Genomic DNA, 14,322 nt, shown 5'->3' with positions numbered 1-14,322 from the left:
TCGGTCCCCGCTGGTCGAACGCCGGATCGAGTAGGCGCGCCGGCGCCGTATCGAGATCTAGCGAGCGAAGCGAGCGTATCGAGACCCGGCCTCCTGAGCCCGAAGGCCGGTCGCCGGGTCTCGATACGGCGCTTTGCGCCTACTCAACCAACGAGTCTTCCCGCCGGTTACGGGATGATGCGCTCCTGCCACACCTGCGGGTAGCCGGGCAGGTCCTCTCCACCGAACTTCGCGTAGTGGCCGTCGGGCATGCCGTCGTTCGCCTCGAGGTACTGGTCGACCTCTTCTGCGGTGATCGGGCTCTGCGGCAGCACCCACTCCTTCGGGATCTCCTCGCCCGCGAAGATCTTCTGCGCGGCGAGGAGCGGCGTGCGCCACTGGAAGTTGGAGTACACCGGTGCGAGACCGGTGAGGCCCGTCTCCTTCCACTTGCGCAGGAAGCTCATCTCGTCTTCGCCCGTCATGACGGGGTAGTCGACGCCGGCGTCCTCGAACGCCTCGATGGCCGCGACGGCGCCGTCACCGGCATCCATCCAGATGCCGTCGACGTCGCCCTTCGCGAGTTCGTCAGAGATGATCTTCTTGATCTCGGCGGGGTCGCCCCCTGAGAAGTAGTCGACCGCCTCGATGTCGTTCTCCTCGAAGAGCTTCTCGGCCGCAGCCCAGCGCTGCTCGAGCACGTCGACGCCCGGAAGGATCCGGAGTGCGACGACCTTCGAGCCCGGTTCGAGCTCCTCGATGAGGAACTCAGCGGTGTCGATGCCCCACGCGAATCCGCCGATGGGGTGGATGAACGTGACGGGGCAGTCGGTCTGCACTCCGCGGTCGAAGACCACGACGGGCTTTCCGGTGTCGCACGCACGCTCGACGGCCGGGGTCATCGCCGCCGTGGAGTTCGGCGAGATGAGGAAGATGTCGCAGCCGCCCTCCTCGATGAAGTAGTCGATGTCGGCGATCTGCGTGTCGTCGGAGTCCTGCGCGTCGCGGGTCTCCATCTCGGAGATGACCCCCGCGTCCTGCATGACCTTCAGCTGCTGGTTCATGGTGATCCAGCCGGTGGTGCGCCACGGGTTGGAGATCGAGGCGTTCGCGAAGCACGCCTTCTTCGCGCCCGTTCCCGCGTACTCCGCCGTGTCGGTCATCTCGGCGTTGATGTACTGCAGCCATGGCTGCCCCTCGGGCCCTTCGGGCACGACGGATCGTTCGGCGTCCTGCTTGTCGAAGAGCTCTTGGTCGAACCACTCGACCGCTTCCTCCATGGCTCCGGCGTCATCCGACGGCGCGGCCACATTCGGGTCGGTGGTACATCCGGCCAGTGCGATCATCGCGAGAGCGGCGACCATGGCGGATGCCACTGCATACCTGCGTCGCATCACGAACCTCCCTTGGTTTCGTTGTCTTCCCTCAGCGTTGAGGGAATGGGTGCAGGGCGAGCGGATGCCGCAGCATCCTGCTCCTCCGCCGGTGCCGGCGAAGTCTGGGTCGCCGCGGACGGCGAAGTCTGGGTCGGCACGTCCGACGAAACCGACGGCGAGACCGTGGTCGCGGCGGACGGCGAGTCGGGGGCATCCGGTGCTGGCGGAGTCGTCGGCGCTTCGAGCGCACGACCCTTTCGGCGCGCGCGGATGGTGGTTGCCGCATAGGCGACGGCGAGGATGATGATCGCGCCCTGCACCGCGTCGCGGTACGTCGATGGCACGCCCGCGAAGTTCAGGAGGGTGAAGAGTGCTTCGAGCGCGAACGCGCCGGCCGCCGCAGCGACGACCCAGCCGCGACCGCCGCCGAGCACCACGCCGCCGAGCACGACCGCGGTGATCGCGGTGAACTCGTAGCCGCGACCGACGCTCGGGTGCACCCCGGCGTAGCCGACGAGCAGCACGCCCGCGATGGTCGCCGCGAGCGAGGAGATCACGAAGGTCGAGGTCTTCACCCACCACGTGCGGGTGCCCGAGTAGCGCGCCGTCGTCGGGTTGTCGCCGAGCGCGATGATCGTGCGGCCGAACGGTCGTCGCGCGAACCAGATCGCGATGACGAGCACCACGACGAGCACCACGACCGACCACGGCAGGATCTCGATGACCGGAAGACCGCGGATGCCGCCTCGGCCGATCTCGCGGAACCCGTCTGCGGGGTTGCCTGTGGCGGCGCCGCCTGTCCAGTAGAGGATGGCGCCGAGGAGGGCGAGCATCATGCCGAGCGTGGCGATGAAGCTCGGCACCTTGAGCAGGGTGACGATGAGGCCGTTCACGAGGCCGATGAACGCGCCGAACGCGAGCATGAACGCGAGCACCGGCAACGACTTCGCCTCGTCTTGGCCGATGAGGTTGCCGGCGATCACAACCTGGGCGGTGACGACCGAACCCATCGAGAGGTCGAACTCACCGCCGACGATCACGAAGTACTGGCCGATCGCGACGATGGCGACGGGCGCCACACGCTGCACGAAGCGGATGAACTGGCTCGGCTCGGCGAACGACGGGTTCAGCACCGTGATCGCCACGAGCAGCACGACGAGCAGCAGGAAGACGGCGCCGCGGGGGCTCACGAGGTTGCGGCCGAAACCGGCGAGGCGCTGGCCGGCCGTGGGCTGGTCGGATGTCGCGGCGCTCATGACGATGCCTCCTTCGAGTCGTCGCTCGCTGAGCCAGCGGCGCCCTGAGCCTGTCGAAGGGTCGAAGCGAGCCCGCCCGCGCCGAATCTCGGCCGTCGCCGGTCGAGCGATCGGCTCGTGTAGACCGCGACCGCGGCGACGATGACGACCCCGCGCACGACGTCCTTCAAGAAGGGGTTGACCTGCATGACGCTCATGACGTTGTCGACGACCGCGAAGATCGCGACACCGCCGATCGTGCCCCAGATCGAACCGCGGCCGCCCAAGAGCAGCGTTCCGCCGAGCACGACCGCGGCGATCGAGAGCAGGTCGTAGCCGCCCTGGGTGCCGACGGTCGGGCTGCCCACGCCGAGCCGGCTCGCGAGCAGGAGACCGGCGAGCGCCGCGGTGATCGAGCACAGCATGTGCGCCACGATGACCGGCCGCGCCGTGCGGATGCCCGAGAGGCGCGCGACCTGCTCGTTGCCGCCGACGGCGAACATGTGGTTGCCGACTCGGGTGCGGGCGAGGAAGAACGCTCCGGCGAGTGCGACGACGAGCATGATGAGCGTCGACACGGGCACCGGCCCGACGCCGGTCGCGCCGATCAGCTGGAACTCCCACGGCACTTCGCCGCTCGTGCCCTTGTAGTTCGTGTCGAGATAGCCCTTGATGATGAGCCCGGTACCGAGCGTCGCGATGAACCCGTTGACCTTGAGCTTTGTGACGATGAGCCCATTGGCGAGGCCGATGAGCGCAGCGACGACGAGCACCGCGAGTACCGCGACCGGGATGTTCGCGGGGTTGCCGGCCATCATGTCGGCCGCGATGAGGCTCGAGAGGCTCACGACGTAGGGCACCGAGAGGTCGAGCGAGGCGCAGAGGATCACGAGCGTCTGGCCGATCGCGACGAAGCCGAGCACGCTCATGCCCGTGAGGATGTCGCGGATGTTGCCTGCACTGAAGAAGTTGCGCCCGATGCTTGCGACGAGGATGGCGCCGATGATGATGACGCCCACGAGCGCGATGCCCACGATGAGGCTCGCGTCGAGGCGGCGACGACCTCGGCGAGCGGATGTCGCGGTGACGGTGCTCATCGGTCGTCCTCCTCGCCCGAGGCATCCGATTCGCTCGCGGGGCTCGCGGTACCCTGAGCCTCGGCCGCTGCGGGCCCTGGCTCAGGAAGCCTCAGCGTGCCGGTGGCCGCCGAGAGGATCGTCGCCTCGTCGCTGCGAGCCTGCAGCTCTGCCGAGGCGCGGCCGTCGTGCATGACGATGATGCGGTCGGACATGCCGATGACCTCGGGCAATTCGGAGGAGATCATGAGGATGGCGACTCCTTCTTTCGCGAGCCGCCGCATGAGCGTGTAGACGGCGACCTTCGCGCCGACGTCGATGCCGCGGGTCGGCTCGTCGAGCAGTACGACGCGCGGCTTCGTGGCGAGCCACTTCGCGAGCACGACCTTCTGCTGGTTGCCGCCCGAGAGATACTGCACCTCTTGGTCGACTCCGCGCGAGGCGACCTCGAGCGAGGAGAGCACGCCGGGCAGTTCACGTCGCGCCTCGCTCGTGCGACGAGCGAAGACCGAGCGGATCACGAGCAGCGCGTTGTCACCGACCGACTGGTTCAGGGCGAGCCCTTGGGCCTTGCGGTCTTCGGTGATGAGCGCGACGCCCGCCTTCACGGCCTGCCGCGCCGAGGTCATGCGAACGGGCCGTCCGTCGAGGAGCATCTCGCCGCGGGTGAACGGCGCGATGCCGAAGAGCGCTTCGACGAGCTCGGTGCGACCCGAGCCCTGCAGGCCGGCGACACCGACGATCTCGCCGGCGCGCAGCTCGAGGTCGATGCCGTCGACGTAGGCGTTGCCCGCGCCGCGCAGTTCGAGCCGCGGATCGCCGACGACGGTGCCCTCCTCCGCCCCCGGGAAGTAGGCGGAGATCGGTCGACCGACCATTCGGCGCACGAGTTCGTCGGTGTCGAGTTCGGCGGCCGGTCCGCTCGAGATGAGTGCGCCGTCTTTCAGCACGGTGATCGTGTCGCAGAGGTCGAAGATCTCCTTCAGCCGGTGCGAGACGTAGAGAATGGCGACGCCGCGTTCGGAGAGGCGACGCACGATCGTGTAGAGCAGCTCGACCTCGTGGTCGGCGAGCGCGGCCGTCGGCTCGTCCATCTGGATGACCCGCGCGTCGACCGAGAGCGCCTTCACGATCTCGACGATCTGCTGCTCGGCGACGGTGAGCGTGCGCACCGGGGCATCCGCGTCGATCGTGTCGATGCCGAGGTCGGCGAGCAGCGACCTCGTCTCGGCGAGCATCGCCCTCTTGTCGACGAAGCCGCCGCGCCGCGGCTCGCGGCCGAGGAAGACGTTCTGCGCGACGGTGCGCTCGGGCAGCAGGTTGAACTCCTGGAAGACCGTGGCGAGCCCCGCGCGTGCCGCCTCGACCGGGTGGCTGAACGCCACGTCGGCACCGCCGAGCGTGATGGTGCCCGCGTCTCGTTCATAGACGCCGGCGAGGATCTTCATGAACGTCGACTTGCCCGCGCCGTTCTCACCGACGAGGCCGTGCACCTCGCCCGGCCGGAGCGTGAGGCCGACTCCCTGCAGCACCGTGACGCCGAAGAACGACTTCTCGAGGCCCGTGGCGACGAGCACCGGGTCGGCGTCGAGCACGGGGTCGGCGTCGAGCACGGTGCCGCGCCCGGTGTCGCCCCTCGGCTCCTGCTGTTCCGCGCTCATGCGGCCACCTCCACCCAATTGCCGGATGCCGCGGACTCCAGTACCGCCTCGGTCACGCGCACCGCGCGCAGACCGTCGTCGAAGCGAGGCAGCCCCTCTGGCGACGCGCCGCCGATCGCCGCGTAGGCGTCGGCGATGAAGGCGTTGAACGCGTCTTGGTAGCCCATCGGATGCCCCGCCGGCACGATCGCCAGCCGTGCTGCGTCTTCGGCGAGCCGTGCCGGGTCGCGCTCGATGATGCTCGACGCGTCAGTGCGCCCGAGCCACAGGGTGTCGGGGCGCTCCTGCTCGAACCGCACGCTCGCCTCGGTGCCGGCGAGCTCGATCGAGAGGGCGTTCTTGCGGCCCGGCGCCACCTGCGAGACGAGCAGTGTGCCGACAGCGCCCGAAGAGAGCTCGACGACGACGGCGACGAGGTCTTCGGTGGCGATGTCGTCGTGCGTAGCGCGGGCCTCGTAGACGGTGCGGGTCGAGGCGCTGAGCCGTTCGATCCGCTCCCCCGAGACGAACTCGAGCAGGTCGACGAGGTGCGAGCCGATGTCGGCGAACGCGCGCGACGGGCCGCCGAGCGCGGCGTCGACCCGCCAATCGTCGTCATGAGGTGCGGCGAGCCAGTCCTGCAGGTATGCACCCTGCACGCTGAGCAGCCGCCCGGTCTCGCCGCGGGCGACGCGGGCACGTGCCTCGCGCGCCATGGGGTGGAAGCGGTAGACGAACGGCACGGCGGCCACGAGGCCCCGATCGGCGGCGAGTGCGGTCAGCGCCGCGGCATCCGTCGCCGACGTCGCGAGCGGCTTCTCGCAGATGACGTGCTTGCCCGCCTCGAGTGCGGCCCGAGCGATCGCAGCGTGCGTCGCGTTCGGCGTGCAGACGTGCACGACGTTGATCCCGGGGTCGTCGAGCAGCGCGGCGACCGAGTCGAACGCCGTGGCGAACCCCAGCCGTTGTGCGGCGTCGCGAGCGCGATCGGCCGACGATGAGGCACCGCCCGCGAGCTCGGCCCGCGCGGTGCGAGCAGCCCGGGAGTGCACGGCGGCCATGAAGCCGCCACCGACGAAGCCCGCACGAAGAGTGCGGACCGGGGCGACGACATCCATTGTCATGGTCGACATGGTGGCACAAGAATGATGACTTCTGCTAGCCGTTCATCAAAAGTTGCAGAAGTCGTTACATCTTCGAGATTTGTGTGCGCGCGAAGACCGTGTGCTTTACTCAGTGCATGGTTGACATCAGCCGGGGATCAGCACTCGGTGCCTCGGGGGCGAGCGAGCTCTTCCAGCTGCTCCGCGACGGCGCACCCCGCACCCGCGCGTCCCTCGCGGCCACCACCGGTCTCGCGCGATCCACGATCGCGGCGCGCGTCGACGAACTCATGCGGCTCGGGCTCGTCTCCCCCGTGGCCGATGCCGCCTCGACCGGCGGCCGCCCGCCATCGCAGTTCGCGCTCAACCCCGCGGCGCGCATCGTGCTCGCCGCCGACCTCGGTGCCTCGCACGCCACGATCGCCGTGACCGATCTCACCGGCACGGTGCTCGCTTCACGCGGCGAGCGCATGGACATCGCCGAGGGCCCCGAGGCGGTGCTCGGCTGGATGGTCGACGCCGGCCGAGCACTCATCGAAGGGCTCGGCCGCGACCGGCACGAGCTCGCGGCCATCGGCATCGGCGTGCCCGGACCGGTCGAACACTCCACCGGTCGCCCGGTGAACCCCCCGATCATGCCCGGCTGGGATCGCTTCGACGTGCCCGGCTGGGTGCAGCAGCACCTCGAGGTACCCGTGCTCGTCGACAACGACGTGAACATCATGGCGCTCGGCGAACGCGCCCTCGCCTGGCCGCAGGTCGAGCACCTCATGTTCGTGAAGGTCGCCACGGGCATCGGCTCCGGCATCATCTCGGGCGGCCTGCTGCAGCGCGGTGCGCAGGGCATCGCGGGTGACATCGGCCATGTGCGCGTCGCGCGCGGCAGCGAGGTGCCCTGCCACTGCGGCAACCGCGGATGCCTCGAAGCCCTCGCCTCGGGCCCCGCCATCGCCCGGGCGCTTCGCGAGCAGGGCGTCGACGCGACATCCGGCAACGATGTCGTCGAGCTCGTCAAGCGCGGCGACATCGATGCGATCCAGGCGGTGCGCCAGGCCGGTCGCGACATCGGCGAAGTGCTCACCGCGTGCGTCAGCCTCGTGAACCCCTCGGTCGTCGCGATCGGCGGTTCGATGGCGAGGGCCGGCGAGCACCTCATCGCCGGCGTGCGAGAGGTCGTCTACACCCGTTCGATGCCGCTCGCGACCGAGCACCTCGCGATCGTGCAATCGGCCGCGGCGGAGAATGCGGCCGTGCTCGGGGCGAGCATGCTCGCGATCCACCACGCGCTCTCACCCGAGGGCATCGACGCGCTCGCAGCGCGCTGACGCGGCATCCGCTGCCCCCTGTTCGCGGCCACCTCGCCACCTCGCCACCTCGCCACCTCGCCACCTGCAGCAATTCAGGTCCGGAGACGTGTCGCACCCCTGATTTGCCGCCGACACGCCGCGACACGCTGCTCCCGTCCTGAATTGCTGCAGGCGACCGCGAGTATGGCGCACCGACGACCGAGCCCAGCGGTACGCTCGAGGGGTGCCCGACACCCCCTTCGCCTTCTTCGATCTCGAGAGTGTGACGACGGCGGTCGCGGTCGAGGAGCGCCCGCGGCATCCGTGCCAGTCGCGCGTCGTGGCCGACTCGAGCGATCGGGTCGCCTGGCTGCGGGCGCGATCACAGGGCATCACCGCGACGGATGCCGCGAAGCTCGCGACGCGCGAATCGGTGCGCACCGCCGCGCACGAGAAGCTGCACGGCAGCCGGTACAGCTTCGGCGGGAGCCGTTACACCGACCACGGCCGGGCACGCGAACCCGTCATCGCCGAGTGGGCACGACACAGTTACAGCATCGAGCCGTCGACGCTGCTGTACCACTCGGAATTCGAACGCCGCCACCTCGCGACACCCGACGGCCTCAGAATCGCGCCGAACGGCACCCTCGAACTCTGCGAGATCAAGACCACCTCCAAACCGTGGCGCGGAATCCCACGCGGATACCTGCGTCAGGTCTGGTGGCAGCAGTATGTGCTGGGCGCCGAGCGCACGCTCGTCGTGTGGGAGCAGCACGACGACTTCATTCCGGTCGCCGCCGAGCCGCAGTGCCGGTGGGTCGACCGCGACGACGATCAGATCGCGATCCTCGTCGGGTTCGCGAACGAACTGCTCACGGCGATCCGGCCAGCCGGCGCCGACCACGACCCACGTGCGATCTACCGGCCGGGTGCTCTCGCGTGACGACCGTCCTCCTGCACGGCCTCGGTGCCGACCGACGCCAGCCCCTCGACCTCTTCACGCCCGCGGTGCACGCGGCGATCGGATCCGACGAACTCATCGTCGCACCCGACATCCGCGCGCACGGCGGGTTCCTCACGGTCGGCGAACCCGACGACTTCCGAATCGACCGGCTCGCCGCTGAAGTCGCCGCGACCGTGCGGGAGACGATCGCCGAAGCGGGCGAACCTGCGCCCGAGCCATCCGCCCCGCTCACCATCATCGGCGTCTCGCTCGGTGCCGCGCTCGCGCTGCGGCTCGCGCTCGACGAACTGCTGCCCATCGAGCGGGCGATCTTCGTGCGGCCGTCCTTCAGCGACGAATCGCTGCCCGAGAATCTGCGCCCGTTCCCCGTGATCGGACAGATCCTCGCCGACGCCGGGCCGGCGGGCATTCAAGAGTTCCGCGAGCGCGCGATCTTCCACCACGTCGCCTCCGTCTCGCCCTCTGGCGGGCGAGCGCTCCTCGCGCAGTTCACCGCTCCCGATGCCGCGCGGCGGGCGATGCGCCTCGTCGAGATCCCGCGCAACCGAGCGTTCACCGCCGACTCCGAGCTCGCCGGGCTCGGAGCCCGCGGCATCCGTTCACTCGTCGTCGGCGCACCGCGCGACCCGGTGCATCCGTACGCGCTCGCCGAGCGATGGGCTGCCGCGCTCGACGCGCCACTCGTCGAGCTGCCGGCCCGCGACGACGGGCTGCCCGTGCAGACGGCGCTGCTGCGCGAGGGCATCGCCCGCTGGCTGCAGCACACGCGCGCCTGAGCCTTCCCGGCGCGAATCGCGATCGTCAGCGTTGAGGCTGAGTCGGCAGCTCACCCGCGAGCAACCGAGCGAGGACGGAGCCCTCGGGCACCGCGTCGGCGTCGTACTTGTAGCTGAGCTTCTGCACGAGTGCCACGTCGAGGATGCGGGCGACCTCATCGGTGTCGTACGTCCGCAGCATCGCGAGTTGCAGCAGATGACTCGGAATGGTGCTGCGCTTCGGCATTGCGCGCGCAATGCGCCGCGCTCCATCGTCGGCCGCGATGATCGCCGTGAACAGTCGGTGGTAGAGGAAGTAGTCCGGCAGCTCGTCGCGCTCGCGCCACCACGCCTCGAGGGCGGCGCGTTGCAGCGCGATCAGGCGATTGCCCGGCCGGGCCGCGATGAACCAGTTCGAGATCTCGTTGCCCGCCCAGCGCAGGTAGAACGAGCCGGCTCCGAGCAGCGGTTCAATTCGCGGCGTCAGCGGCCGGGGCGCGTATGCGGTGGCATCGACCCAGATGCCGCCGTGCCGCTCGAGCAGTGAGACCCGGATGAGGTCCGAACGCTGCGCAGGACGCTCGGCCAGCCGCTGCTCGACGATCGGCGGCAGCCGGACGAACTCGGCGACGGTCTCTGCGTCGAGGATGCGAACCTCAGGATGCACCCGCCGCAGCTGGGCGAGACAGGCCCGCACGAGCGGCGGCGCGGACTCCTCGGGCCCGTCCCAGTAGCTCCAGACCGGCATCCGATCGCCGTCGAGCTCGACGACCCGATCGGCGGCGATCTCTGCGGCCTCCTGCAGCACGGCGAGATGCGAATCGACGAAGGCGCGAGCCTCGACGGCCGCTCGCGCCGAAGCGGCCGGATCGATCGTCGGCACGTAGTATTCCTGTGCACGGCGCAACTGGGTGCGCAGTCGCTCGATCGGGCCGGCGCCATCACCGGCGCCGTCACCGGCGCCGTCACCGGCGCCGTCGCCGTCGCCGTCGCCGTTCGCCGGGTTCGTCATCTGCCGGCTATCGCGCTCATGCGGCCGCGGGCTCCTCGGGCGCCGTCCGGTACGCCCAGGCCGCCCGGCTGATGCCGAGGATGCCGGCGCCGACGAGCAGGAACGCGGCGATCGCGATGACGTAGACGGTCACGCCGTCGTAGCCGACGCCGGGCGCGATGTCGGGGTTCAGGAACGGGTACGGGTACCAGCCGACGATCGCGGTGACGATGCCGGCCGCCGCCGCGATCCTGATGACCCCCCATTCCGCACGCATTCGCACTCCCCCTGTTCGGCGACGCCACCGGTCACCCGGGTGTCGGTGCGATCATAGCGATGGCGGATACTGGGCGAAGGACAATCTCGGGAGGGTGTGTCGATGCGGGCATTGGTGATCGATCAGACAGGCGGAGCCGACGAGCTGCATATGGCAGAGATGCCCGAGCCGATCCGCATCAGCGACGAGGTGCTCGTGCGGGTCGTCGCAGCCGGCGTGAACCCGATCGACGCGAAGACTCGAGCCGGGCGCGGAGTCGCCAGGGCGATCCCCGCCTACCCGGCCGTGCTCGGCGGCGACTTCGCCGGCGTGGTCGAGGCGGTGCCCTACACGGCCCATCCGCTGCAGCCTGGTGACCGCGTCTACGGCATGGGCCGGGTGCCCCGGACCGGCGGCAGCTACGCCGAACTGATCTCGGTGAGTTCGATGGGCATCACCCGCATGCCGGCTTCCCTCTCCTTCGCCGAGGCGGCGGCGGTGCCGCTCGCGGCGCTCACCGCGTGGGGCGCAGTCGTCGACACGGCGCGCGTGCACGACGGGCAGCGCGTGCTCATCCACGCGGGTGCAGGCGGGGTGGGCCACTTCGCCGTGCAGTTCGCCGCCTACTTCGGGGCCGTCGTCACCGCCACAGCTTCCGCCCGCAACGCCGACTTCGTACGCGGCCTCGGTGCACGCCGCGTCATCGACTACAACGTCGAACGATTCGAAGAGGTCGTCACCGACCAAGACGTGGTCATAGACCTGATCGGCAATGTGACGGATGCCACGGGCTCCCGTTCCCTCGACGCGCTCCGGCCGGCCGGCCTGATCGTGACGGTACCCACGGGATCCTGGCCGACCATGGCCGAGGAGGCCGCAGCCCGGGGCATCCGTTCGAGCGGCTACACCGTCTCGCCCGATGCCCGCACGCTCTCGGTGATCACGCGGCTCATCGACGACGGTGCCGTACGTGTGTACGTGGAGAGAGAACTCCCCCTCGAAGAGGGCGCCGAGGCGCACCGCCTGCTCGAGGCCGGGCACGTGCGCGGCAAGCTCGTGCTGCGGGTCTCGCCCGACCCCGCCTGAACAGCCGCAGGTTGAGGAGACGCGCCAGCGCCGTCTCGAAACCCCCGGGTCGCGAAAAGGGGTTTCGAGACGGTCGCTTCGCTCCCTCCTCAACCCGCGGGCCCATAGGTTGAGGAGGCGCGCCAGCGCCGTCTCGAAACCCCCGGACCCGGTCAGCCGGTACGGGCGTCGAGCAGGGCGCTGCCGAGTTCGCTGCGGAGGTAGAGCACGCTGTGCCCGTACCTCGTCGAGACGAGCAGGCCGGCATCGCGTAGGGCGCGGAGGTGCTGGTTGACGGCCGATGGGGTGACGCCGAAGCGCACGCCGAGCTCTGTCGACGAGGCCGGGTCGCCGAGAGCGGAGAGCAGGCTCGCCCGCGTCTCGCCGAGGATCGCAGCGACCGCGGCGGGGTTGGCCGACCGCTCGGTCTCCCAGAGCGCGCCCTGGCCGCGCGCCGGGTACATGATCATCGGTGGGCCGTCGCCGACCGGCGCGGAGCCCCGGCGCGTGAACATCGTGGGCACGAGCGTGAGGCCGAGGCCGTCGATGCGCTGCAGGCGGTCGTTCGGGTCTCTCAGCCGCACCGAGACGACCCCGTCGGCGTAGTCGACCGTCGACGAGATGCCATTCAGCATGGTCGACAGCCCGCTCTGGGCGATCTGGCGGCCCCGGTAGACGACGTCGGCCTCGAGCACCGCACGCATGCGCGGCCAGTACGGCGCGAACGAGGCGTCCCAGAGCTCGTGCAGCGCACGCACGATGCGCCGAATCGCGGTCTTCGGCGAGCCGGCGAACACGGCCGGCACATGCCCGTGCACCGCGACGAGGTCGCCGATGAAGGTCTGCGGAGGTGTGGCGAGCAGTTGCTCGAACTCGTCGTCGAGGCGCGTCAGCGGCGACTCGGGGCGCGGGTTCATGAAGTCGGGCGTCCACAGCCGCTCGTCGATGAGGCCGTGCAGTGCCTCGACGTCGAGGTTGGCGCGCGCTGCCTCGGTGCGGCGCAGCCACGGCAGCTGCAGGGGGAATCGGGCGGGGTCGTCGATCGCGCGCAGCGACAGTCCGAGTTCGCAGAGCGGTGAGATGCCGAAGCGCACGGCCGCGACGTCGCCCTCGTTGAGCACGTATCGCAACATGAAGCAAAACGCTACATCAATTTCGACCCGACGGCGGTTCTGGAAGAACTGTACGAGTGAGCCCTACCCCCGCATCGCCCCCCGACACGGGAACCGTGCCGACCGTCAACCCCGAGTCACCGCCGAAGCCCTCGCTCGTCGCCCGCGTCGCGGCATCCGTGTCCGACCCGGTGCTGCGCATCCTCGTCGGCGCGACCCTCATCTCGCGCGTCGGCCGCGGCATCTTCCTCACTGTCACGGTGCTCTACTTCACCTTCATCGTCGGCCTGGCGCCGCACGAGGTAGCGATCGTGCTCTCCGCGTCGAGCGCCGCGGCAGTCGGCGCGACCCTCGCCGGCGGATGGCTCGCCGATCGCTTCAGCGCCAAGCGCCTCCTCATCGTCTTCACCACGATCGAGGGCCTCGCGCTGATCGCGTACGTCTTCGCCGGCGATTTCATCACCGCACTCATGGTCGCGGTCGTCTGCGGCGCCTTCGGACAGGCCGCGAACTCGACGCGGGCGGCGATCATCGCCCGGGCGTTCGAAGGTCAGGGTCGTGTGCACGCGCGGGCGGTGCTGCGCGCAATCACCAACATCTCCATCGCCGTCGGCTCAGGACTCGGCGCGCTCGCGCTCGCCATCGGCACAGCCGAGGCGTACCGCGCGCTCATCCTCGGCGCAGGCGCGCTCTACCTGCTCGGCTTGATCCAGCTCGTCAAGCTCCCCTCGAGCGTCGATGCGCCCGGGAGGGTCGCGACGCCGCCGGTGACCACCGCGACCGGGTCGTTCGATGCCGCCGCCAGCGCCGAGGCAGCCGCGGCTGAGCGTCGCAGCTGGCGCCGGCACTCCCCGTGGCGCGACCCGAGGTATCTGCTGCTCACCGCGCTCACCGCGGTGTTCGGCATGCAGTTCGGCGTCGCCGAGTTGGGGGTGCCGCTCTGGATCGCGAACGAGACCACGGCGCCCGAGGCCCTCATCGCCGCACTACTCATCCTCAACACCGTCATCGTCGTGATCTTCCAGGTGCCGCTCTCGAGGGGCACGCACGACCTGCGGGTCGCGGCCCGAGTGTCTGGCATCGCGGCGTGGCTGATGGCGGCCGCCTGCCTCGTGTACGCCTCGGCCGCAGGGCTCCCCATCGGCTTCGCGATCACCGTGCTCGTGATCGCCGCGATCACGCACGCCTTCGCCGAGGTGTTCTCGCAGGCCGGTGGCTGGGGGCTCAGTTTCGAACTCGCCGACCCCGTGCAGGCGGGCAGCTACCAGGGCGTGTTCGGCATGGGCTTCTCGGTCGGCGCGCTCGCCGCCCCGCTCGTCGTCAACGCGACGGCGATCTCGAACGGCTTCTCGGGTTGGGTCGTGCTCGCCGCGATCTTCCTCGTTTCGGGCCTCGGCATCTGGTGGCTCGCGCGCCGCGCGGCACGCACGGCCGAGGTCACGGCGGCGTAGCCGGCACACCGCGACATCCGCCAGCGCACTGTC

The 14,322-nt window shown here is 69.9% G+C and carries 13 protein-coding genes; 5 read left to right on the top strand and 8 right to left on the bottom strand.

The annotated features are described in order from the left end of the window. Window positions 1-167 precede the first annotated feature (167 nt). From AC1C2T_RS06830 to AC1C2T_RS06810, 5 genes are read right to left on the bottom strand one after another with little or no spacing between them, the layout of a single operon-like run. Window positions 168-1,373, bottom strand: coding sequence for a substrate-binding domain-containing protein (locus AC1C2T_RS06830; protein ID WP_495384714.1), 1,206 nt, complete (start codon window positions 1,371-1,373; stop codon window positions 168-170). Next, window positions 1,373-2,611 carry an ABC transporter permease gene (locus tag AC1C2T_RS06825; protein WP_495384713.1) on the bottom strand — a complete coding sequence of 413 codons (1,239 nt, stop codon included), beginning with the start codon at window positions 2,609-2,611 and terminating at the stop codon, window positions 1,373-1,375. Before AC1C2T_RS06825 ends, AC1C2T_RS06830 begins: the two co-directional genes overlap by 1 nt. After that, complete coding sequence (locus AC1C2T_RS06820) at window positions 2,608-3,687, bottom strand: ABC transporter permease (protein WP_495384712.1); 1,080 nt, start codon at window positions 3,685-3,687, stop codon at window positions 2,608-2,610. The genes AC1C2T_RS06825 and AC1C2T_RS06820 overlap by 4 nt, the downstream gene beginning before the upstream one ends. After that, window positions 3,684-5,327: a sugar ABC transporter ATP-binding protein gene (locus AC1C2T_RS06815; protein ID WP_495384711.1), complete on the bottom strand. Its 1,644-nt coding sequence runs from the start codon at window positions 5,325-5,327 to the stop codon at window positions 3,684-3,686. The genes AC1C2T_RS06820 and AC1C2T_RS06815 overlap by 4 nt, the downstream gene beginning before the upstream one ends. Next, window positions 5,324-6,439, bottom strand: a complete 1,116-nt coding sequence (locus tag AC1C2T_RS06810; protein ID WP_495384710.1) for a Gfo/Idh/MocA family protein — start codon at window positions 6,437-6,439, stop codon at window positions 5,324-5,326. Before AC1C2T_RS06810 ends, AC1C2T_RS06815 begins: the two co-directional genes overlap by 4 nt. Window positions 6,440-6,546: 107 nt before the next feature. Between AC1C2T_RS06810 and AC1C2T_RS06805 the strand changes: the two genes are divergently transcribed. The 3 genes from AC1C2T_RS06805 (at window position 6,547) to AC1C2T_RS06795 (ending at window position 9,435) form a co-directional block, all read left to right on the top strand. Continuing rightward, a complete protein-coding gene (locus AC1C2T_RS06805; RefSeq protein ID WP_495361013.1) occupies window positions 6,547-7,734 on the top strand; it encodes an ROK family transcriptional regulator in 1,188 nt (395 codons plus the stop codon). Window positions 7,735-7,939: 205 nt separating this feature from the next. After that, entirely contained in the window at window positions 7,940-8,638 is a 699-nt protein-coding gene (locus AC1C2T_RS06800; protein ID WP_495361014.1) for a YqaJ viral recombinase family protein, read from the top strand. Then, window positions 8,635-9,435, top strand: a complete 801-nt coding sequence (locus tag AC1C2T_RS06795) for an alpha/beta fold hydrolase (protein ID WP_495361015.1) — start codon at window positions 8,635-8,637, stop codon at window positions 9,433-9,435. The genes AC1C2T_RS06800 and AC1C2T_RS06795 overlap by 4 nt, the downstream gene beginning before the upstream one ends. Window positions 9,436-9,460: 25 nt before the next feature. Here AC1C2T_RS06795 and AC1C2T_RS06790 read toward each other — a convergent pair whose 3' ends face one another. Together AC1C2T_RS06790 and AC1C2T_RS06785 are read right to left on the bottom strand one after the other, a co-directional pair. Further along, on the bottom strand, window positions 9,461-10,426 hold the full coding sequence (locus AC1C2T_RS06790) for a capsular polysaccharide synthesis protein (RefSeq protein ID WP_495384709.1): 966 nt from the start codon (window positions 10,424-10,426) through the stop codon (window positions 9,461-9,463). A 16-nt stretch (window positions 10,427-10,442) separates the two neighbouring features. Continuing rightward, a complete protein-coding gene (locus AC1C2T_RS06785; RefSeq protein WP_495384708.1) occupies window positions 10,443-10,682 on the bottom strand; it encodes a hypothetical protein in 240 nt (79 codons plus the stop codon). Window positions 10,683-10,832: 150 nt separating this feature from the next. Between AC1C2T_RS06785 and AC1C2T_RS06780 the strand changes: the two genes are divergently transcribed. Next, window positions 10,833-11,747: an NADP-dependent oxidoreductase gene (locus tag AC1C2T_RS06780; RefSeq protein WP_495384707.1), complete on the top strand. Its 915-nt coding sequence runs from the start codon at window positions 10,833-10,835 to the stop codon at window positions 11,745-11,747. A gap of 152 nt (window positions 11,748-11,899) precedes the next feature. Here AC1C2T_RS06780 and AC1C2T_RS06775 read toward each other — a convergent pair whose 3' ends face one another. Next, the gene (locus AC1C2T_RS06775) at window positions 11,900-12,859 is read right to left on the bottom strand and encodes an ArsR/SmtB family transcription factor (protein WP_495384706.1); all 960 of its coding nucleotides are present in this window, start codon (window positions 12,857-12,859) and stop codon (window positions 11,900-11,902) included. A 56-nt stretch (window positions 12,860-12,915) separates the two neighbouring features. On the opposite strand from AC1C2T_RS06775, the gene AC1C2T_RS06770 reads away from it, so the two are divergent. Continuing rightward, entirely contained in the window at window positions 12,916-14,289 is a 1,374-nt protein-coding gene (locus AC1C2T_RS06770; RefSeq protein ID WP_495384705.1) for an MFS transporter, read from the top strand. Window positions 14,290-14,322: the final 33 nt, after the last annotated feature.

This window comes from Agromyces sp. Y558, assembly GCF_059445415.1.
Note: the sequence above shows the minus strand (reverse complement) of the source record. Positions and strands in the feature narration are given on the sequence as shown.

Coding starts and splice junctions, on each gene's coding strand:
- AC1C2T_RS06790 (WP_495384709.1), bottom strand. CDS start 10,426: ATGACGAACCCGGCGAACGGCGACGGCGACGGCGACGGCGCCGGTGAC.
- AC1C2T_RS06805 (WP_495361013.1), top strand. CDS start 6,547: ATGGTTGACATCAGCCGGGGATCAGCACTCGGTGCCTCGGGGGCGAGC.
- AC1C2T_RS06825 (WP_495384713.1), bottom strand. CDS start 2,611: ATGAGCGCCGCGACATCCGACCAGCCCACGGCCGGCCAGCGCCTCGCC.
- AC1C2T_RS06780 (WP_495384707.1), top strand. CDS start 10,833: ATGGCAGAGATGCCCGAGCCGATCCGCATCAGCGACGAGGTGCTCGTG.
- AC1C2T_RS06785 (WP_495384708.1), bottom strand. CDS start 10,682: ATGCGTGCGGAATGGGGGGTCATCAGGATCGCGGCGGCGGCCGGCATC.
- AC1C2T_RS06810 (WP_495384710.1), bottom strand. CDS start 6,439: ATGTCGACCATGACAATGGATGTCGTCGCCCCGGTCCGCACTCTTCGT.
- AC1C2T_RS06815 (WP_495384711.1), bottom strand. CDS start 5,327: ATGAGCGCGGAACAGCAGGAGCCGAGGGGCGACACCGGGCGCGGCACC.
- AC1C2T_RS06830 (WP_495384714.1), bottom strand. CDS start 1,373: ATGCGACGCAGGTATGCAGTGGCATCCGCCATGGTCGCCGCTCTCGCG.
- AC1C2T_RS06775 (WP_495384706.1), bottom strand. CDS start 12,859: ATGTTGCGATACGTGCTCAACGAGGGCGACGTCGCGGCCGTGCGCTTC.
- AC1C2T_RS06820 (WP_495384712.1), bottom strand. CDS start 3,687: ATGAGCACCGTCACCGCGACATCCGCTCGCCGAGGTCGTCGCCGCCTC.